The sequence below is a fragment of the Paenibacillus sp. YYML68 genome, from assembly GCF_027923405.1.
GTDB lineage: Bacteria > Bacillota > Bacilli > Paenibacillales > NBRC-103111 > Paenibacillus_G.
The window spans coordinates 2,089,537-2,109,199 of sequence record NZ_BQYI01000001.1 but is presented as its reverse complement, the minus strand read 5'-3'; the positions used below and the strand labels follow the sequence as shown (position 1 = coordinate 2,109,199).

Below are 19,663 nucleotides of genomic sequence, written 5' to 3'. Positions count from 1 at the left end.
CATTAGTCGCAAGCACTTCCCATTATTGGATGGGGTTGTCTAGCTTTTCAATCTCCTCTTTTTTCAGCCCTGTTGCTTGTATGATCATTTCGATACTTAACCCCATGCTCAACAAATTTTTCGCAACCTCCAACGCCTTCTCCTCTTTCGCACCTGCAATCATCGACACTTCATCGTGTAGCGCCTTCTGCCGCATTTCATAGAGCTGCCGCGCTTCCCGATCTTGACTTAGAAATTCCAGCGTATCCATCGCCTTGCGCAGTGTCGGCTCATTCATCGCCAATTCCTCCCATCTATCCTTCTGTACACCCTTTAAGAATAGCAACCACTTGACTAGCTTATTGTTCATGGTTGTTCGTTGCTGCTCCAGCTTCGGTAGCTCCAAAAAATGGATCTCGATCAAGTCCGTCAGCACGATGCCTGTATGATCCTCTCGCAAATGAAACACGTTATGGAATCGTTCATTATTTACGTAAGCAAAGTTTACGATATTAATCGCGATCGTCTTGCGCAAGTCCTTGTACGGCTTACCCTCCGTCAGCTGGGCTGCGAACATTTTACTCCAATAATAGAGCGTCCGCTTTTCCATATCGTAACGGTTAAAAAGCTGGATTTCGATATTAACCAGCTTTCCATCCGCGGTCTTGGCGTGGATATCGAGAATGGACTGCTTATCGTCAAGCGCTAATTTATCTATATATGGATTTAGAATTTCAACGTCTGTCACTGGCGGTTCGCCGCTGTTCATGAAGGTCGCGTTTAGAAATGCGATGAGAATATCTTTATTTTCTATACTACCGAAAATACGCTTGAACAAAAAGTCTACCTTCGGATCGAGCAGCTCTGCCATAGCCCGTCTCAGCTCCTTCCATTAACAGATCTATTATACCATACTCACCGTCCATAGATCGATTCATTCGTGCTCTGGTCACTGTAGCTGACGGCAGTGTGTTGTTGACTTCTCTATCCAAATCTTACACCAATACATATTCCAATTTCCCCAGATAGTGGTACAATGAATCGTAAGCATCCCACTCAGGAGGCACCGCCTATGAACGCTTCACATACCTCGCATCACCTCCCGATCCCAGTGATGCGTCTGGCGCAGGTCAGCTATACCACTCCTGTCGGCATTCCGCTGCTACATGCTGTATCCGCAGACTTCTACCCAGGAGAATGGGTGGCAGTCGTTGGCCGGAATGGCTCGGGGAAATCGACGCTGGCGAAGCTGCTGCAAGGCTTGCTTCAGCCTACATCAGGCACCGTTCAGCTGAATAGCGCGCAAGGTCGAGGTCTGATTCTGCCTAATCCCGACCATCAATACATCGGACTAACCGTGGAGGATGATATCTTCTTCGGACTGGAGCAGCTGGAGCTGCCACTGGCGGTTATGGAAGAACGGATCGAAGAGGCGCTTCAACTCATGGGGCTGCAGACGAAGCGCCAAGTCTCTCCTCAGCAGCTATCCGGTGGGGAGAAACAGCGGCTTGCCATTGCAAGCGTGCTCGCGATGAAGCCAGCGGTCATCATCATGGACGATGCGGCATCGATGCTGGATGCGGCGAGCAGACAGCAGCTACAGCGGCTGATGTCAGACCTGCAGGAGCACGGACATACCGTCATCCAGCTCACCCATAATTTAGATGAGGCGTTGTCCGCAGACCGAGTTCTCATCCTCCATGAAGGCGAGCTGATAGATCTAGGTGCTCCGATGAGCCTTGCACAGCACACTTCATTATTACATCAGGCTGGCATCCGTCCTCCCTTCATGCTCCGTCTTCATGTAGAGCTTGTCGACGAAGCCGTATGCCCTGAGCTGAGAAGCACCTTACATATCGATGAAATGGCGGAGCAGCTATGCACATTCATTACGAGCAAGTAAGCTACACGTATCCCGGCCATCGGCACGATGAGCCGATCATTCGCGAGCTGGACCTGACCGTTCCGTCCGGACAATTCGTCGCCTGGATGGGGCCGAATGGCAGCGGCAAGTCTACACTGGCCCAGATGGTGAATGCGCTGATCATTCCGCAGCAGGGTCACCTACAAGTCGGTGAACATATCGTGCAGCGGAGCAAGAGGAATTATCGCGAGTTAAGGAAGCGCGTCGGATATGTGTTCCAAAATAACGGCTACGCGACGCTGGGAGATACGATAGAGGATAATATAATGGCCGGTCTGAATCTGCTTGAAGTCACTGTAGCGGCAGCTAGGCGTAAGGCGCGGCAAGTGCTGGACGAGGTCGGCTTGCCCTATGAATCACATGCACATCGACCGCTGTATACACTGCACGGCATCCTCCAGCGGAAGGCAGTATTAGCCTCCGTACTGGCACAGGAGCCACGTATTCTCGTGCTGGATGAATTCACTGCAGGATTGGACGCTGAAGGACGGTCGGAGCTATTGAATGTGTTACAGAAGGTTCATCAAGCCTACGGCTGCACCATTCTGTACATCACCCACCGACTAGAGGAAGCTCTTGATTATGCGGAGCGAATCGTCGTCTTACGCGGAGGACACGTGCATCTGGATATAGCGCCGATCCGTGTGCTGGACTACGCCGACCAGCTCCAAGAGGTCGGCATCGAGCTGCCGCCGATGATGCGGCTCGTGCAGCGTCTGGAGCATACGACGTCATTCCGACACGAGCATGTGAAGGAGCGCGACCTGATCGAGCAGGTGAAACAATACGTCGCACAGTCACGATTACGGAGGAAGAGCTTGCATGAACAGCTATAAGCAACTACTCGCTTACCGATATGAGCCCGGACAATCGTTCCTGCATCGTCTCGATCCTCGAAGCAAGCTGTCGTTCGCTGTGCTGAACACGATGGCAATCGCCCTGTCACCCGGCTTCAAGTCACTGGGGCTGCTCACGGCTACTGCCGTTCTGGCGATAAGTGTGTCAACCATTCCATTACGCTCCTTCTGGCAAGATGTGAAGGGATTGTGGCCGCTAATAACGCTGCTACTCGTCTATTCTATATGGAAGGAACAGGACGGAATGGTGTGGTGGTCATGGTGGGAGCTTCGCTTGACGTCGGAGGGGTTCGCTGTGTTCGGGCTGTACGCCTTGAAGCTGATCCTGATCATTACGGTGCTGCAGCTAATGAAGATGACGACCCCTTTGCAAGCGCTGCTGACTGGCTTACATCGACTGTTGCGTCCGCTCGAACGACTGCACGTGCCCGTGTCGAGAGGACTCTTCACCTTGGAGCTCGCCATTCTGTATATCCCGCAGTTCATCGACGAGCTAGAGCGCATGCTCAAGTCTCTGAAGGCACGCGGGGCCGATTACGAGAGCTGGAACGTGGGCAGAAGGTGGCGCTCCATGCTGGCGTTCTTATCCAATATGACGATAGCCGTCTTCCAGCGGGCCGATGCACTAGCGACGGCGATAGAAGCTAGAGGCTACACGCCGACCCGACCGCGTACGTCCAGAGTTACACTGTATTGGAGCTGGCGCGATACGTTGCTGCTGTGCATCGCAGCTGCGCAGTACATCGTCATGATACGATTGGAGGAATAAGGATGCTTGGACCTATAAGACGTTACGGCTGGAATAACCTACGCGCGTATGCCGAGGTCATTGGCGAGACCGCTCTCGCGAGGCCTGTGCGGTTAACGGTACTGACCGCCTTTCACATTGGACTGGCTGTCATCTTCCAGGCGGCTGGCGGGCTGCTGCCCGGCATTGGGGTCGCGATCAGCGTATTGGCTACGTTCCCGATCGCCATGATCGCTGCGATCTCGATCAAGCAAGGGCTGCTTGCATACATCCTGAGCAATGCCCTTCTGCTGCTCATACAGCCCAGCGAGCTGATCATATTCGCCTTCACGACTGGACTGCTGGGACTTGGTCTCGGAACAGGCATACGACTATTGAAGCGCCGACTATTGATCGTCGCGTTCGCCGGGTTCATCCTATGGAGCGGGATCGCAGCACTAGCCTACATCTTCAGCTATCCGATTCTCGGACCGGATACTTCGACGATGTTCCAGCTTACAGAGGCGCTCTCGATCTATGCTTTTACAATTGTATACAGCTGGATCTGGGTCGATGTCGTCACACTTACGCTTAGGAGGCTGCAAGGTCCGCTGTCCAGAATGCGATAGTGATCCTCAAGCAACAAGAGAAAGTAAAAACCCACCCAATGGTTTCACGGCCGAAGGTGGGTTTTTATTACCTGAGACTCAGAAGGGAATAAACCATCCAAGCCAATTGTATAGCAAGCCGCCCGTTCTTGCGGACGGCTCGCTTGTAGTTGCAGCCTTCTTACGGAACATACACGACGTAGAAATGGTTATCGATCAGTTCATTCGTTGCCAAGTTAATCAAGAAATTCGAAGTAATCGTACCGTGTGCCCCTTGGAAGTATCCGGTTCCTCCGTCAATTCGCCAGAGTACGACGCCTGGGGTGAATCCTTCCGCGTCCGCCTCACCGACCAACATCCCCGCTCCAATGCTCGAGAACTTCAACGTGTTCGCCGGATTGGCAAACTGGATCGTCCCCCACTCGAAGAACAAGGTCTGGTCATGGTTCAGCTGCGCCTCGTTGGACATGATGGCTGTCTGACCCGTCAGCTCCTCGAGCTGAACCTCGACGCCTTCTGCCGTCACGATCGTATCCATCCGTATACTCTTCGCCACTGCGGGAGGCTCGGTGCCCCCAGCTTGACTGGGCTCGCGATGAAATTGAAGCGGGAACATGAGCTTTCTCATGTATTAGCCCTCCTTATACGACTGCTATGGGTTGAATGGCTGGTACTCGAAGCTTGGACCTGCATGCTTGCCGTTACCAAGATCAATATCCATTAAGTCCAGCGCTTGAAGCTTGAGAGACTCCATCAATCCGATCGCCGTCTTCAATCGATCCGGCTGCCCATTGAAGGTGGCATGCAATGATCGCAGCAGACTCGTGTACGTGTAGTTGAAGGTGTCATTCGCATACTGCGCCTTGGAATTAGGCGCATAGGAGGCAGCGCTCGGGTTCTCGATAAGAGGCAGCACGCCAGCCGGGTCGAATGGAATCGGATCACCGCCGTAGATGTACTTCTGATCGTGAGGCGTGCCTGGCTTCGCATCCGGGTTCAGAATCAGCTTCTTGCCGTGGAAGATCTCAGCATAACGATAGTAGTGAGCGAAGTCACCCTCCAGATCAAGCGGAGATGTGGACGTTCCCTCGCCCTGCTCAACGATGATGTCGATCGCGTGCAACGCCGACTGGACATCGGTGATCTTGATCAGTTCATCCGGCCAATACGAGCTAACGACCTGCTTCGATTCGTCCCCGGTGAAGATCCCGTCACCCAACGCCTTAATCTGATCGGCAATCGCCTGGTAAAATTGACCAATTGTTATTTTTCCATCCGCTTCACTCATCAACACCGGGAAGTCTAACGGCTGCTCAGGCTCCTCGATGACCATAAATACATCCTTCACAAGCTCTATAGAAAATGGCGCGAGCGGAACGATTAAGCCCGATTCGACCGAGCCCGGAAGCGGTCCCGGATATTTCGGAATGAAGCTCGGGTCATCGATCACCGGCGTGCCGCCAATGGCGTTCAAGATGTTACAGGCGAGCGACATGTGCAGCATTTCTTCAACAACAACGGATAGAATCAAGCGGCGAATCTCCTGATTCGAGCCAGCCTTCAGCGAGTATAACGCATAGAGATAGGTCGGAATGGTCGCATGCTCTAATTCGATGGCCTGCTGCACCGCTTGCCGTAATCCCTCAACCGTATGAATGTTCTTTACGGTTTCTGATTTTAATAGAATCATGACTTCCTCCTCGTCGAACGCATGAATTTACTACGCTTTCGTATATTTCTCCGGATAGAGCACAGAGAGACGTCGTGCGGCGGCCGTAGCCTTACCGCCCTGCTTGGTCGCCTCAGCGGATACGGGCTTGCCAGTCTCCTCTTGGGATGCCGCTGTCGATTGTAATGCTCCTGTCGGATTGGCGTCCGCGTTGCCTTGGAGCTTGCCGAGCAGCGGCTTGCCGTCAGGCCCGACCTCGTTCAACCAGCGCAGAATCGTAGTCAGCTTCGCTGTGGACATATCTCTTGTGACCGGCATCGCGTTCGGATTGTCAGGATCAAGACCGAAGGCGAGCAGCAGCAGTCTGCGATTTTTGCACACGTCCTCATAGTCGGCCAAGTTCAAGAATCGATCCATGACCGGATACAGGTTCGCATATTGTTGGAAGATCGGCTGAAGCGACCCCGCAGGCGTTCCGTACCATACTGGCGGTTCATCCGACATGAAGTCATCCCATACGAGCAAGCTGATGAAATTCCACTGGTTCACCGGAGTGCCAGCAGGGGTATCCTTGAAGCTCGCACGCACACCGTATACTTGCCCGTCGATGTACCCGCGCGGATTACCTGGGGAGCTCGCTTGGATCGTAGCGACCGCAATGCCGTTGTGATCCGTCATGACGACTGACTCCTTGAATTGCACCGCGCTCGCCGGCTCGCCCGGCTGAGGCTGTCCAGGATCTGACGGCGCTTGCAGCATGCTCGGATCAAGCTCCAGCTGCACAGCAGCGTTAGCGAGCGGCTTGCCGTATTGGGTCGCGATCAGGCTCACCTGATGCTCATCGCCCGGATTGAATCGGTAGACGAATTGATCCGGTCGCAGGAACAAGCCTTGCGGTGCTTCAGCGATGGCTAGCTTCGTCGTCCCAGACTGCTCCAGCTGCAGGCCTAATCGGCTAGACTGAATCGCAGCAAGCTCCGCATCGGTTAGCGTACGGCTCACAGGGAGATCAATGACGCCGCCTGTGCGCTCATACCAGCCTTCTTCGAGGTAAGGAATCGTGTCGATGGTGATCCATTGCTCTTCGGAGGTTGGCGATTCGTAAGCGATCGTAAGCGCCCCAAGATCGGTAAACGGACCGCCCGGCACTGTCGTGGGCAGCGCGTTGCCGAGGTCTATTGTAATCTTGCGTTGTTGCTCCTGGACGACAGCTGTACAGAAGTTAATGCCACCTGCAGGCTTGAAGAAGTTGCCTGGCGGCTGCGCCGAATCGGTCATGAGTTGCCGGCCTCTTACCGCATGTACAGGCTCTGTCGCGGACGCAGGGCCGATCGTTCCGACGACACGGCCTCTTGTGAACTCTGGCGACTTGTAGTCCATGTTGTAGCCGTCCACGTTGAATTTGATCGATAGCAGGCCGTCTGGCGAAGCATCCTTGAGCTTTTGCAAGAATGGAGAAGCGCTCAGATCACCCCACTCCAGCTCACATAGAATCGACTGGTACATCGAGCCTGCCCCGATATCTCCGCCGCCGCTTGCCGCGCGATCCCAGATATCCATGAAGGAAGCGGTTTCAAATTGACCTCGCAGCAACGTCTCCCCGCTAGCATCGACGATTCGAACCTCCAGCCCCCAGATCGCAGACACAAGCTGCTGCTCCGGATCGAGATCCACCAGCTTCGCGGTTACGCGAAGGTCCGAGTCCGCAACCATGCTCGCATGAATCGCATCGCTCGGTTCGGCAGGTACATCGGTGTCCAGCCAAGCTGAGGTGACATTACAACCGATGAAGCGCCACGCCGCATCCCCTCTCGGGTTCCACCAGCCATTCATAGAATCCTTGGTCTGTCTCTCTTGAAACTCCGGCTTGAAGGTTGCGTTGTTGTAGTGCGTGATGTCGTTGTTGACGGTCGATACGGATGCTTGGAATCTGCCTGCAAAGTGCAAGCGCAACGGGTCCAGATAGCTCAACTCATTTCCTCCCTTTCCATCACCTTTGATCTAGTATTAGTGGAAAAACATTCTAGCAAATTAATTATATAGGAGGTTCGAGAGGTTTACAATTCCAAATTCGACACAATGCGGTAGCGGATTGTCAAAATTATGGCTTGAATAACAAGCCGTTAAGGAGGCTTTCCAATTGAACTCGTCAAACCTTGGATGAAAAGCTCCTGCTCCTTGATCCAAGCTCCTATTCGTATAAATATCCGCACTTACGCTCCGCAAGCTTCTCTAGGATCATAACGTAATGTTCATATGCAAGCTGCACGTTGTCATACGCAGAAGAAAGCAATATCGCATGATTGCGATCGGCAGCGGAGCGTAACGCTTCTCACTTGATTACCCCTGAAGCTTTATTTCGTACACATTGCTGGGGATCACGTACGGTAACGGACTATTCGTAGCTGGTGGAGCTCAAGGTACCGTGCTGACGTCCGAGGACGGAGTCAACTAGACAGTTCGCTCCGATGGTATGAACGGTCAGCTGCTAGGCGCAATGCGCGCAGGTGGCAAGTACGTCGTCATGGGCACGAGAATCTTATCAGTCTCTGAGAGTGGTACGAATTGGCGTAATCAGCCTAATCAGCGGATGCTTGATGCTGGAACTTCCGTTAACGGAATGTATATCGTTGTCGGCGCTCCCGGTGCAATTATGACTTCTTCTGATGCGGTCAACTGGACGAATCGTACCTCTGGTGTGGGACATCGTCTACATTCCATCGTACATGGCAATGGGCAATATGTGACCGTTGGAGCCAGCGGCACAATCCTGTCTTCCCCAGATGGAATAAACTGGACGCAGCAACTGTCAACTTCGACAGAGGAGCTAGTGTCGGTCGTCCACACCGGCAGTCGATATACCGCAATCGGATCTAACGGATCGATGCTTAGCTCCGAGGATGGAGCAACGTGGTCGACTCCCGTCTCCATCACGGCGAACAACCTGAGAAGCCTGACATACGGCAACGGCAAGCTCGTAGCGGTCGGTTCCAATATGATTATGTAATCGGAGAATGGACAAGATTGGACTGCGATTGACAACATCCAAGCTTCCTTGTTCAAGGTTACATATGGCAACGGATATTTCGTTGCTGTAGGTGGTTGCGGGACGGTGCTTGTCTCCACCGACGGGATGAACTGGAGCTACTAGCAGCTTCCGACATCGTTATTACTTCATGGGGTTGCGTATGGCGATGGACGATTTCTGGTTGTCGGAATTGAGGGCACAATCTTCGAATCCGGCTCCGTGCTGAACAGCAATGCAGAGCTGAGCTCGTTAAGCTTCACCTCGGCCAGCTTGAACCGTGCATTCGAACGAGGAGTGACTACATACAGCACCGTTGTTCCACATCAAGCACAAGCAACATCGGTCACTGCAGCTGTCTACGATTCCCGCTCAACAGTCTCTGCTGCTGTGTACGATGGCAACGGCACACTCAAGCACGGCCCTGTTGCTCTGACTAGCGGTCAAGCAAGTCCTGAGCTTCCGCTGCGGTAGGCGACAACGTTATTCAAGTGCAGGTAACCGCTCAGAACGGCCAGACGGGCATGTATACAATGACGGTGTCTAGAGCACCAGCCGCACCAATAGACCTCTCCACCGCAGCTGACGATGAACGAGTATCGCTTCGCTGGAGCGCATCACCTCATGCCGTCAGCTACTGGCACGAACTCAGGCAAGTATGGCTTGCAGCCGATAGCGACGGTGAATGGTGCTACGTATTCCACTGTCATTACTGGTCTAAATAATAACACCCCGTACTAGGGCCAAGCGGTCATTGAGAAGCTCGCACGAGCTGGAGTGCTGAACGGCTACGGAGACAAGTTCATGCCTGATCGCATCATCACTCGTACAGAGATGGCTGTCATGATAAGTCGGATCGTCAATCTGGAGGCTGTCAAGCCTTCATCCGCACCGATCACATTCACAGATATTAGCGAATCTTATGCTGCTAACCACATTCAAGCGGTTGCCAAGGCCGATATCATTCAAGGCCGTACCAGCCAGCAATACGAGCCAGAAGCCGCCTCGACACGGGCTGAGGCGTTGACCGTTATTCTGAACGCGCTGAAGCTAAGCCCTGAGCTGCGTCAGCTGCTTGAGCCTCACCTTACGCCAGTCAAGGAATAGGATCTGAGCTCGCTCACCATTACAACGACAAAACGACTGCTCCGTATAAAGGGGGCAGTCGTTTTTTTACTATACAATATGCCCTGTTGATTCGTTCATTGGCGTCGACTATTGGATTATATTGCTTAATGTTCTACTTATTTGATTTAACACTATTCTACAGCGTTTTGATAATAAAAAAACAAGGAATAAGTAGGAAAATGGAAAAAAAGGTCGAATGTGTGTATGGTGTTCCAAACAGGCTTGAAATGGAAGGAGAGTGGAACGTGAAGCGCTCACTGAATACGATTCATAGTGACAAGAAGCAGCGGCTTCTGACAGAGCTAGCAGCACTGGCCAATGGAACGTCAGCAACAACACAAGACCACAACCATACATTGGAACGGACGTACCAGATTCAATTAGCAACGCCAATGGTTGGAGGTGGCATAGCTCCTGGCAATTCAGATCTGACCGAGCCGATCCGAGCAACAGCCATTCGTGGACATCTTCGGTTTTGGTGGCGCGCCACTCTCGGGGCTGCATGTAAGGATTCATCTGAGCTGAAAATAAAAGAGTCGGCCATTTTCGGGGACACGAATCAAGCGAGTCCATGGACGATCAAGGTGCGTCTATCCGAATCTCCTAAAGAAACGCAGTTAACTCCAGAGCTATATCCACCTTATATCATGTTCCCTTATAGAGATCCAAAGAAGACATCCGCTGGCATTCAATCGTGCTCGTTTACCCTGCATATCATTCTGAACAGGCCGGGGCATTCCGAGCACTGGGATGAGATCGAATGCGCATTATGGGCGTGGATTAACTTTGGCGGTATCGGAGCCCGCACTAGACGCGGCTGTGGGAGTCTATATTGCAAGACTTTGTCTCCAAGTTGTCACGATGTCCCAGACATACGTAGTTGGATTGTGAACTCACTGAAGAGATATGGGGCGCGGCTTACCCCGCCCGAGGAAGGCAAAGAGTGGCCGACGCTGAGCACCCGACTCGGACTGCCTTCCACCCGTTCGAACAACAATGTTCATTCATGGAAGGAGCTAATCGAGAAATACCAGCTATTTAGGAAGGAAGACCACAAAAAGAGAAGCCATTGGCCCGAACCCGATTCCATCCGTCGCATCACGGGCATGTCTGTGAAGAAGCACAAGGAGAGCATCACCCTCTCTGATCATGATAGCTATGCGTTCCCTCGAGCTCAACTGGGTTTGCCGATTGGAATCCGCTTCCATAGCAAGGATTGTACCATCTCGAATGGTGACCATTACTCACGAGAGCCCTACCCAACGACTCTCACCCCACGCGGTGCAGATCGACTAGCTTCTCCATTAATATTGAAGGTATTAGCCTTCAGTGCTAGCAAAGGACGTTCAATCGTCGCTGTGTTGAACCAGCCTAAGATCAATGAACTTACACTAAATGCGATTAAAAGTAAGTCAGATAACCCAATACACTTTGAAAAAATTAAAACCATACTCTCGCGCACCAAAATATCAAGCGAGCATGGACACATCTACTGCTCACCTGTCTACCCTAACCGTGACAAGCAAAACAAAAACCCGATGAAAAACACAACATCCGCGGTAGAAGCATTCTTACAATTCATATCCTCGAGCGAAGGAGGCACATAAATTGAACATGACCCACAACAGGTACATCCTGCTGATCTCGATCGGTCCTGTGCAGTCCTTCATCGCACAAGCACGAAGAACTCGTGACCTATGGTTCGGCTCACATCTCTTGACCGAATTAAGTCGCGCGGCGGCTAGCGAATTATTACGTCGATACGATGCAGAACTCATCTTCCCTGCGCTCCGCTCAGACGAAGTTGAACTGCTAGAGCGTCTGAAGCCAAGCAACAAGCTACTCGGCATTGTCACTACTGATGAGCCCAGATGGGTAGCGCTTCAAGTTCGACGTGCCGTCGAGACCTGTTGGCTGAACTATGCCGAGCAAGCATTAAAGATTCTTCCGAACCTAGTCCATCTGGGACACTGGGATCGACAGATTAAGGACATCATCGAATATCATGCTGTGTGGTCCCTCTATACCGACAATGACAACTACTTGACCAGCCTGCAACGAGCAGAGCAGCTTATGACAGCGCGGAAGACGCTTAGGGACTTCAAGCCGAATGAGCCAGGGAAATTATTCGGTGATCTGAAGTCCAGTCTGGACCCAGGAAGAGAGAATGTTCTTCTGCCTGACCGCATGCGTGAGCTCGCTCCATTCGGCATCGGACAGAGCGAGACACTGGATGCTGTCAGCGTTGTGAAGCGGCTATCCAATCGACTATATAAGGATGAGGGGGCAGGCACGTTCACATCGGTGTGTGATGTTGCCTTCCGCTCGTACTGGGATGTCCAGCCGTCGGCTACGAGAGCGATGAGACAGCAGCACATCTGCAACTATTACTTGTCCATCAACCAGCTATATCATGATAAATTGAAGCTCAGGGCCGTATCAGATGACACTGTCCACCTCGACCGCATCGAGTCCGCCTTGTTCTATGATAATCGCCTAGTGGATTTCATCCGCGAGCATGCGAAGTACCAGGACAAATTAGATTTGAATGCGATCTATACCGACCTCTCGCAACGATTGAATACGTTGCTCGTACACGAGCTGAAGACGACTCCGCCGAACTACTACGCATTCCTCGTCTGTGACGGCGATCGCATGGGCAGGCAGCTTCGCGAATTAACGACCGTACAAGAGCACCAGCAATTCTCTCGTTCGTTGTCCAGATTCTCCGAAGAAGTGGAGCGCATCATCGCGAGCTTGGGCGGATTGCTAATCTATAGCGGCGGAGACGATGTCGCGGCCTGCTTGCCGTTGAGCAGAGCGCTTGAAGGTGCCGAGGCTCTGCGTCTCGCATTCGCCCATTCCATGCGCGACATCTGCTCGAAGGAGCATCCCCCGACTTTATCAGTCGGCATTGCAATCGTCCATCAACTCGAACGACTGGGTGAAGCAAGAGCGCTCGCGCGTGAAGCTGAGAAGCTGGCGAAGAAGAAACGCAACGAGCTAGCCATCCTTCTGAGGAAGCGACACGGAGGCACCGACTATGATGTCAGCCTGTCCTTCGACGACGATCCTGTTAGGCGTATTCAGAGCTACCAACGGGAATATTGTCTGGGCTATTTTACAGCTAAGCTGCCTTATGAGCTCAGAGAGCTATATCACACCTACAACAGACGATTGAAGCAATGGACAACACCATTAAGCATTGAGGAGCAGCTCCACTTGATAGAGGCAGAGGTCATACGTCTAGTCAGTAAGAAGCGACCAAGTAAACTGACCGATGCGTCGTTCGCCGCATGGCTCGACCGTCTGCTGAAGTCGTTACAAGGTTCAAATCCTGTGGAACAATTAGGCGCACAGGCGAACCTGATGATCGTTGCCGTACAACTGACTGCGGAAGGAGATCACTATGGATAAGTGGCTACAAATCACACCGCTTGATCCCCTCATGAGTCGCGATGGTCGCCCATTCAACGCTACTCCAGGATCTCAAGCGTACTCGCTTCAGGACTTGTCGCCTAGTACGGTCGCAGGATCGCTACGCACCATGCTAGGCAAGCAGCTTGGTGAAGGATCTCAGGATCAAGAGCGAGCTTACATCGAATCAATTCATCGGATGCGGCTCAGAGGTCCACTGTATGAGAGCGACGGGATGGTCCTGTTCCCATGGCCTCAAGACATGTATGCGTATGAGTATTCACCCGAGCATGATACAGCGCATAAGGGAAATCTAAGGCTAGATGCCATACGCCCACAACGCTCTCCACATGACTCCGTCCAAGCAGGCTTCCTTGGCACAGGCAAGGGCGGGCACTTTGAGGAAGAGCTATGGCCTCCCGAACTGCCCCTGGATTCCAAAGTGTGGAGTAACGCCCCAGCCTATATCTCCGCCGAACGCATGATGGACTGGTTAAGCGAGGCGCCGGCATCCTCGAAGCTCGAGTCGCTAAGAGGTGGACTTAACGAATGGAATGATCTAACCGCTCAAGAGAAGCTGGAGCATCCGCACTACATGTCTTCGTTGCCAATCGATCAACGAGAGCATACAGAGATTGACCTCAAGACGCAAGGAGCCCGAGACGAGAGGCTGTTCACGACGAGATATCTCGCCTTCCCGCACTCCCTGCATGTACTGGCTTCTGTAGCTTGGCCGAGTCAACTCCCTTGGCCGCATTCCTTGTCGACCATCCATTCACTAGGAGGCAAGAGGCGGCTTGTCCATATTCAAGAGCTGGAGACGCCTCCTTATGGGTTACAGCCGTCTAAGGAACTGCTGCATGCCTTAGAGGACGCGACATATATCAGGCTCGTACTCGCTACGCCTGCATTCTTCCAGAAGGGCTGGTTACCGGGATGGCTCGATGAGAACCTGTTAACGAAGGCCGATTGGCCAGGACAAGCGAGCGGTGTCACACTCCAGCTCAGATGGGCTTGTATTTCTGGCTACGTGCCGATCTCTGGCTGGAGTCACGCAAGAGCCAGACAGCAGGAAGCGGAGAAATCGGTTCGACGAATGGTACCAGCAGGAAGTGTGTACTTCTTCCAAGTAGTGCAAGGCAATCCCGCAGACTTAGCCAGTCTGACGTGGCTCATGTCAGTGTCCGATCAGCATCGCCGTCATGCTGCATTCGATGATGAAGACGGGTTCGGATTGGCGTTATGGGGCAAGTGGTGGCATGAATAATCGTAATATCATTCGACATGGAGAGGAAGATCATCTATGCATGAAGCGAGTCGCTTCTATTATATACACTGCCTGAGCCCTGTTCACGTCGGTTCGGGTCAAGGCGTCGGTCTCATCGACCAACCCATTGTAAGAGAAAAAATGACGAGCTGGCCAATGATCCCTGGCAGCTCGATGAAGGGCGTATTGCGTGACCATTATAACCGTTACTCCCAACACTCACAGTTACTATCCGTCGCGTTCGGCGTTGCATCCTCCCACTCTAACGATTCGACCGATGGAGGGAATGCTGGAGCGCTCAGCTTCTCCGATGCGAGACTGCTCGCATTTCCTGTGATGAGTCTAAGCGGTACGTTCGCTTATGTCACGTGCCCGCTCGTACTCCGACGGCTGGTACGGGATGCAGCAGCAGCTGATGTTCCTGTTGCCGATCCAGGGTGCGACGAGATCGAGCAGATCCTGCAAGCATCAGACGATACGGTGATTGTACCTGTACCTATGAGTGAATCCAGAGTTGTATCGGAGAATACCGTCATTCTGGACGAATTCGAGTGTCAGGCGCAACCGCAGCCACGACTGAACGAATGGACAACACAGCTCGCACAACGACTGTTTGAGGATAAGCCATCGCAGAAAATATTTCGTGAGCGGCTCGTCATCGTCAGTGATGAAGCGTTCCAATACTTCGTAACGATCTGCTGTGAAGTGACGCCGCGGATAAGGATTGATGATTCCAAGGGCATCGTCGATCAAGGCGGGTTATGGACGGAGGAATACTTGCCAGCGGAGTCCATCCTGTATGGCCTAATGTGGTACGACCAAGCGGATGCTACTACATTCAGCATTAAGGATATACTCCAGCCAATATCTGGAACGCTGTCTCTTGCAATAGGCGGTCATATTACGGTGGGCAAGGGACGAACCCGCTTCCGGTTCGATGGAGGAGTCTCCTTATGAAGTCTCGTGAACATCACTATTCCGAGGTCGCCTACCGCGCAGTAGCTAAGATAGCTTCTAAAGATCCCGGTAAGTTAGAAGAATACAAGCGAGTATGTCACAGCTTCCCCGCCTACATCCAGACCAACGGCTTGCGACTCGCAGTTGCCTATTTCGAGAAGAAGTCATCCGAATGTGCGTACAAGTGCTATCTGAACGATATGGGCGAGGCGCTACGTGTTAAGGCACAGGATGGAACGTCTCACCCGTGTCAACCGTTATCCACGAACAGGCTGCCCTCTAACTTTACTGCATATCGTAGAATGACGATGGAGGCGCTGAAGGCTGCCACATGGTTCAAGCGGTACGCCGAAGCTTATCACATGCGAGCCCAATCCAGCTCAGTCGTGGGTAAGGAGGAGAATGCTGATGAATCTGCGCCTCTTGCTGACTAAGGATACACGCAGGCGTAATCGTTCGACTAAAGTAGAGAATACAATTGAGACTTATCTGAACTTGCCCAAGCATAATTTGTATCAATCCATCATCGCAAAGTATTCGAATCAAGCAGGTGAACACGCTCAAAAGTTGTATGAATACAAAAACCAGATGGACGAGCTATATGAGAGTCGATTCAAGCTGCTGTATTCCTGCCATGAAGCTAACCGAAGCTTCCAGCTCCAGTCGGATACACGATTAACGATAGGTAGCGGTACTCCAACTGTGCTCGATACCTATCTAACCTTGCATCACATCTATGGGGTCCCTTACTTACCAGGCTCCGCTCTGAAAGGTGTGACGGCTTCGTACTGCAAGCTGGCGAGAGGGAAGCATATGGAGGACTTGCGACCTGGAAGCACTCTATATAACGAGTTATTCGGGACAACGACAAGTCGCGGGTGGATCACCTTCCATGATGCGTATCCGCTCGATATGTGTCCGAGTCACTGGTTAGATCTCGATGTCATGACGCCGCATCATCAGAAGTATAACGCTTATACACCTGCGTCTAACCGATCCGCAGTGGCACCGCGTGATGATGACTCGCCTGAACCTGTACCTTTTTTGACGGTACGAGCCACCTTCCAGATCATGGTATCCTGCGAAGGCTCAGGACCTGACACAGAGGATCGATTGGATCTGATCGAGCAGCTTGTGAAGAACGCCTTGATACATGAGGGCATTGGAGGAAAGCGTAATTCCGGCTATGGTCGATTTCAATTAGTGGGAGGGACGGAGAATGAGTAAGACGAATGACGATAATTGCAAAAGCATTCTACATATCATCGATAACTACGAGAAACTGGAAGCCAGTATCGTCACTCAATTACAGATGGCAGCGCAGCATGGAGTCGTTACAGGTACTTTCCGAGAAGAGCTGTGGCTCTCCCTCTTTGAACGCATTATTCCGAAGAAGTTCTCGATTGCTCGATCCGTATTTATCATTGACTCTCTTGGGAATTTTTCCAAAGAAGTAGATCTCGCGATATTCGACGAACAGTATACGCCATATATCTTCAATTACGGGGTGATGAAGTTCATTCCGATTGAAGCGGTAGCTGTGGTGGTGCAGTGTAAGGGAAAAGATTTAAAGGGGTTATACAAATGGACGAACAGCATTGAATTATTACGTACGTCAATGATGTCGATAGCACGTCAATTTTATTCGGTGTCTACAGGTGAATTGGGATGCGATCAATTGGGGGAGTCTGGAAAACCAATTACACAGACATCTACGCGACCGATTAAGATACTATGCACGACAGAACACCGAGCGAGCGCAACCCCTTATTTCGATCTCACGATCAGTCCTCAGAAGGATGCTACTAAATTACAGATCCAATGGAATGACGAATCACGACTGTTATCTGATTGGCTGGATAGTCTGAATCATGCAGGCTTCAACCCGCAAGATCCTGAATCTGGCTACCAGTATTCGAAAATTGTAATGCCTGGAGCCAGTTCCTTAAAAACCACTACACCTCTGTCTCTGAGTCATTATAAGGTCATTCGTAGGGTGAGTATTGAGAAAGAGCCGCCGAGAGATGTATCTCTGCTCTCCTTAACGTTCCAGCTTAATCAGCTGCTGATGCTGATCAACAATCCTATGATGTTCCCGCATTATGCATATGTTAGAATGTTTAACCGAATGCTGGGATCTGAGGAAGAGCTCGCACCAATAGCCGCGAACCCCAAGCACTCATTGAAACCCTGCAAGGTTCGCGCTTCAGCTGGGATCAGGGCTCGCGCTGTTAGAAGTCACATCTGAGATAACATCTGACCACTCAATCCAGGGGGTTCGCGGAAAGCACGACTTGAGCTTAGGCGTGGCAAGGGTTTATAATGAGCACAGTCGCTCCCCGTGCGGGGGCGTGGATTGAAACAGATGAATCATGTATTTTTTGTAGGAGGTTATTGCGTCGCTCCCCGTGCGGGGGCGTGGATTGAAACCCTTAGAGTCAGGTACTTTCATAACCTTCATGTCGTCGCTCCCCGTGCGGGGGCGTGGATTGAAACTATCCATATGCACCACTCATTTCCTTTACCTTGGTCGCTCCCCGTGCGGGGGCGTGGATTGAAACTTTTTCTTCTGGCGTCAGCAGCTTACGCTGCTTCGTCGCTCCCCGTGCGGGGGCGTGGATTGAAACTCGGATGCAAAGTACTTAGTTTCTGACCGCGAAATGTCGCTCCCCGTGCGGGGGCGTGGATTGAAACGGTTCGTCTAGCTCGATCATTACTCGGTTTTTTATGTCGCTCCCCGTGCGGGGGCGTGGATTGAAACACGAATACCTGAGAAGCATAAGGATCACTGAACAGTCGCCCTCCGCACGGGGGGCGAGGATTGAAACTAGCCCGAGCGGCAATGAGCGGAAATCTTTAGCGTGTCACTCCCCGTACAGAGGTGTGAGTTGGAATTTTCTTACTATTCTACTGGGAAACTAGGACTCAAAATATGCCCCCTGTCGATCATGAATTAAGTCTTATCTCTGAACCTGACTTTCACTCTAGTCTCATCTCCCCCAACACCAAACAAGCGTAACCAACAGAACCCCGGGTCCGTCGGTTACGCTTGCTCTCGGTTCGGCAGCCGAATGTGGATGAACGTGCCGATCCCTTCCCTGCTCTCAGGGTGCTCCATTCGATCTGTCCGCTCATTCAGTCCTTACCAGCCGCTACGCCTGCTCCATGATCTTGTACTTCGCTTCCCAGCCAAGCATCCGCTTCGCCTTCTCGCTGGACAGCAGCGAGTTGCGTCCTTCGAGCGGTGTGCGAATGTCGCTTACGTTCGGCAAGTACTTCGCCACAAGCTCCTTCGTTGGCTGATCCGACGAGGAGTCGTCCGCGGCCAAATTCATCACCTGAGCGCCGAGCCCGTCCTTCTCAATAGCAAGACGACATGCAGAGGCTACGTCTCTAGCATCAATGTACGACCAGAAGATGCGCAGACGGTCCTCCGGATGCTCGAAGCGCGCCTTCACCTTGGCGTAGCTCTCCGGCACCAGAATGTTGCCAAGTCGGAAGCTGACGACCTGCATCCCTGTGCGGCGGTGGAACGCTTCCGCTGTCACTTCGTTAACGACCTTGGACAAGCCGTAGCTATCCTCGGGCAGCTGCGGATGGTCCTCGTCAATCGGCACATACTTCGGCTCGAAGTAATCGGCCGCGAAGCAGAAACCATACGACGATTCACTCGAAGCGATAACGACCTTATCGATACCCAGATTCGCCGCGGCCTCCAGCACGTTGTACGTCGACATGACGTTGTTGCGGAAGCACACCTCATTCGGGAACGTATACGCCTGTGGGATGGCAGCGAAGTGCACGATGCCGACCGGCTTCCTGCGCGCTCTGCTGCTGAATGGCGATAAAGCATTATGCACCTGTCCGAGGTCAGTCAGATCGGTAATAATGGTGCGTCCGATCGGCTCGATCGGTTTTTTCACATCGAGATTGATCACCTCATAGCCCTGCTCTTCAAAATGCTTCAAAATATAAATGCCGGCCAAGCCACTCCCGCCGGTTACAATAATTCTTGGCTTATCCATATGTACTTCCTCCTTGGAAAAAAACATTATCAATCGATCGAGCATAAAGCTGTCGCTTGTATACAGGCACATCGTACCAG

The 19,663-nt window shown here is 52.1% G+C and carries 19 protein-coding genes and 1 CRISPR repeat array; of the genes, 14 read left to right on the top strand and 5 right to left on the bottom strand.

Features of this window, described 5'->3' with window-relative positions; genetic code table 11:
* Positions 1 to 22: 22 nt before the first annotated feature.
* The gene (locus PAE68_RS09610) at positions 23 to 850 is read right to left on the bottom strand and encodes an Rpn family recombination-promoting nuclease/putative transposase (RefSeq protein WP_281886358.1); all 828 of its coding nucleotides are present in this window, start codon (positions 848 to 850) and stop codon (positions 23 to 25) included.
* A 201-nt stretch (positions 851 to 1,051) separates the two neighbouring features.
* On the opposite strand from PAE68_RS09610, the gene PAE68_RS09605 reads away from it, so the two are divergent.
* From PAE68_RS09605 to PAE68_RS09590, 4 genes are read left to right on the top strand one after another with little or no spacing between them, the layout of a single operon-like run.
* A complete protein-coding gene (locus PAE68_RS09605; RefSeq protein ID WP_281886356.1) occupies positions 1,052 to 1,882 on the top strand; it encodes an ATP-binding cassette domain-containing protein in 831 nt (276 codons plus the stop codon).
* Positions 1,858 to 2,739: an energy-coupling factor ABC transporter ATP-binding protein gene (locus tag PAE68_RS09600; protein ID WP_281886354.1), complete on the top strand. Its 882-nt coding sequence runs from the start codon at positions 1,858 to 1,860 to the stop codon at positions 2,737 to 2,739. The genes PAE68_RS09605 and PAE68_RS09600 overlap by 25 nt, the downstream gene beginning before the upstream one ends.
* Positions 2,726 to 3,529 (top strand): energy-coupling factor transporter transmembrane component T family protein, encoded by an 804-nt coding sequence (locus PAE68_RS09595; protein WP_281886351.1) that lies wholly within the window; start codon positions 2,726 to 2,728, stop codon positions 3,527 to 3,529. Before PAE68_RS09600 ends, PAE68_RS09595 begins: the two co-directional genes overlap by 14 nt.
* Positions 3,530 to 3,531: 2 nt before the next feature.
* Positions 3,532 to 4,116 carry a hypothetical protein gene (locus PAE68_RS09590; protein WP_281886350.1) on the top strand — a complete coding sequence of 195 codons (585 nt, stop codon included), beginning with the start codon at positions 3,532 to 3,534 and terminating at the stop codon, positions 4,114 to 4,116.
* A gap of 160 nt (positions 4,117 to 4,276) precedes the next feature.
* On the opposite strand, the gene PAE68_RS09585 is transcribed toward PAE68_RS09590, so the two are convergent.
* The 3 genes from PAE68_RS09585 to PAE68_RS09575 are packed head-to-tail and all read right to left on the bottom strand — an operon-like array spanning position 4,277 to position 7,735.
* Positions 4,277 to 4,723: a hypothetical protein gene (locus PAE68_RS09585; RefSeq protein ID WP_281886348.1), complete on the bottom strand. Its 447-nt coding sequence runs from the start codon at positions 4,721 to 4,723 to the stop codon at positions 4,277 to 4,279.
* Positions 4,724 to 4,747: 24 nt separating this feature from the next.
* The gene (locus tag PAE68_RS09580) at positions 4,748 to 5,785 is read right to left on the bottom strand and encodes a ferritin-like domain-containing protein (RefSeq protein ID WP_281886346.1); all 1,038 of its coding nucleotides are present in this window, start codon (positions 5,783 to 5,785) and stop codon (positions 4,748 to 4,750) included.
* 30 nt (positions 5,786 to 5,815) lie between these two features.
* Positions 5,816 to 7,735, bottom strand: a complete 1,920-nt coding sequence (locus PAE68_RS09575) for a hypothetical protein (protein WP_281886344.1) — start codon at positions 7,733 to 7,735, stop codon at positions 5,816 to 5,818.
* Between the two features lie 553 nt (positions 7,736 to 8,288).
* Between PAE68_RS09575 and PAE68_RS09570 the strand changes: the two genes are divergently transcribed.
* From PAE68_RS09570 to PAE68_RS09525, 10 genes are all read left to right on the top strand, one after another.
* Complete coding sequence (locus tag PAE68_RS09570) at positions 8,289 to 8,771, top strand: WD40/YVTN/BNR-like repeat-containing protein (protein ID WP_281886342.1); 483 nt, start codon at positions 8,289 to 8,291, stop codon at positions 8,769 to 8,771.
* Between the two features lie 240 nt (positions 8,772 to 9,011).
* The gene (locus PAE68_RS09565) at positions 9,012 to 9,263 is read left to right on the top strand and encodes a cadherin-like beta sandwich domain-containing protein (RefSeq protein WP_281886340.1); all 252 of its coding nucleotides are present in this window, start codon (positions 9,012 to 9,014) and stop codon (positions 9,261 to 9,263) included.
* Between the two features lie 279 nt (positions 9,264 to 9,542).
* The gene (locus PAE68_RS09560; protein WP_281890992.1) at positions 9,543 to 9,896 is read left to right on the top strand and encodes an S-layer homology domain-containing protein; all 354 of its coding nucleotides are present in this window, start codon (positions 9,543 to 9,545) and stop codon (positions 9,894 to 9,896) included.
* 200 nt (positions 9,897 to 10,096) lie between these two features.
* The gene (gene cmr1, locus PAE68_RS09555; RefSeq protein ID WP_281886338.1) at positions 10,097 to 11,524 is read left to right on the top strand and encodes a type III-B CRISPR module RAMP protein Cmr1; all 1,428 of its coding nucleotides are present in this window, start codon (positions 10,097 to 10,099) and stop codon (positions 11,522 to 11,524) included.
* 7 nt (positions 11,525 to 11,531) lie between these two features.
* The gene (gene cas10 / locus PAE68_RS09550; protein WP_281886336.1) at positions 11,532 to 13,334 is read left to right on the top strand and encodes a type III-B CRISPR-associated protein Cas10/Cmr2; all 1,803 of its coding nucleotides are present in this window, start codon (positions 11,532 to 11,534) and stop codon (positions 13,332 to 13,334) included.
* Positions 13,327 to 14,601, top strand: a complete 1,275-nt coding sequence (gene cmr3 / locus PAE68_RS09545; protein WP_281886334.1) for a type III-B CRISPR module-associated protein Cmr3 — start codon at positions 13,327 to 13,329, stop codon at positions 14,599 to 14,601. Before cas10 ends, cmr3 begins: the two co-directional genes overlap by 8 nt.
* A 36-nt stretch (positions 14,602 to 14,637) precedes the next feature.
* Positions 14,638 to 15,558 carry a type III-B CRISPR module RAMP protein Cmr4 gene (cmr4, locus tag PAE68_RS09540; RefSeq protein WP_281886332.1) on the top strand — a complete coding sequence of 307 codons (921 nt, stop codon included), beginning with the start codon at positions 14,638 to 14,640 and terminating at the stop codon, positions 15,556 to 15,558.
* Positions 15,555 to 15,992 (top strand): type III-B CRISPR module-associated protein Cmr5, encoded by a 438-nt coding sequence (cmr5, locus tag PAE68_RS09535; RefSeq protein WP_281886330.1) that lies wholly within the window; start codon positions 15,555 to 15,557, stop codon positions 15,990 to 15,992. The genes cmr4 and cmr5 overlap by 4 nt, the downstream gene beginning before the upstream one ends.
* A 133-nt stretch (positions 15,993 to 16,125) precedes the next feature.
* Positions 16,126 to 16,785, top strand: coding sequence for a type III-B CRISPR module RAMP protein Cmr6 (gene cmr6 / locus PAE68_RS09530; protein ID WP_281886328.1), 660 nt, complete (start codon positions 16,126 to 16,128; stop codon positions 16,783 to 16,785).
* Positions 16,778 to 17,806: a DUF6602 domain-containing protein gene (locus PAE68_RS09525; RefSeq protein WP_281886327.1), complete on the top strand. Its 1,029-nt coding sequence runs from the start codon at positions 16,778 to 16,780 to the stop codon at positions 17,804 to 17,806. The genes cmr6 and PAE68_RS09525 overlap by 8 nt, the downstream gene beginning before the upstream one ends.
* An 83-nt stretch (positions 17,807 to 17,889) precedes the next feature.
* Positions 17,890 to 18,319: a CRISPR direct-repeat array (repeat unit 32 nt; unit sequence GTCGCTCCCCGTGCGGGGGCGTGGATTGAAAC).
* 391 nt (positions 18,320 to 18,710) lie between these two features.
* On the opposite strand, the gene PAE68_RS09520 is transcribed toward PAE68_RS09525, so the two are convergent.
* The gene (locus tag PAE68_RS09520) at positions 18,711 to 19,583 is read right to left on the bottom strand and encodes an NAD-dependent epimerase/dehydratase family protein (RefSeq protein WP_281886326.1); all 873 of its coding nucleotides are present in this window, start codon (positions 19,581 to 19,583) and stop codon (positions 18,711 to 18,713) included.
* Positions 19,584 to 19,663 lie beyond the last annotated feature (80 nt).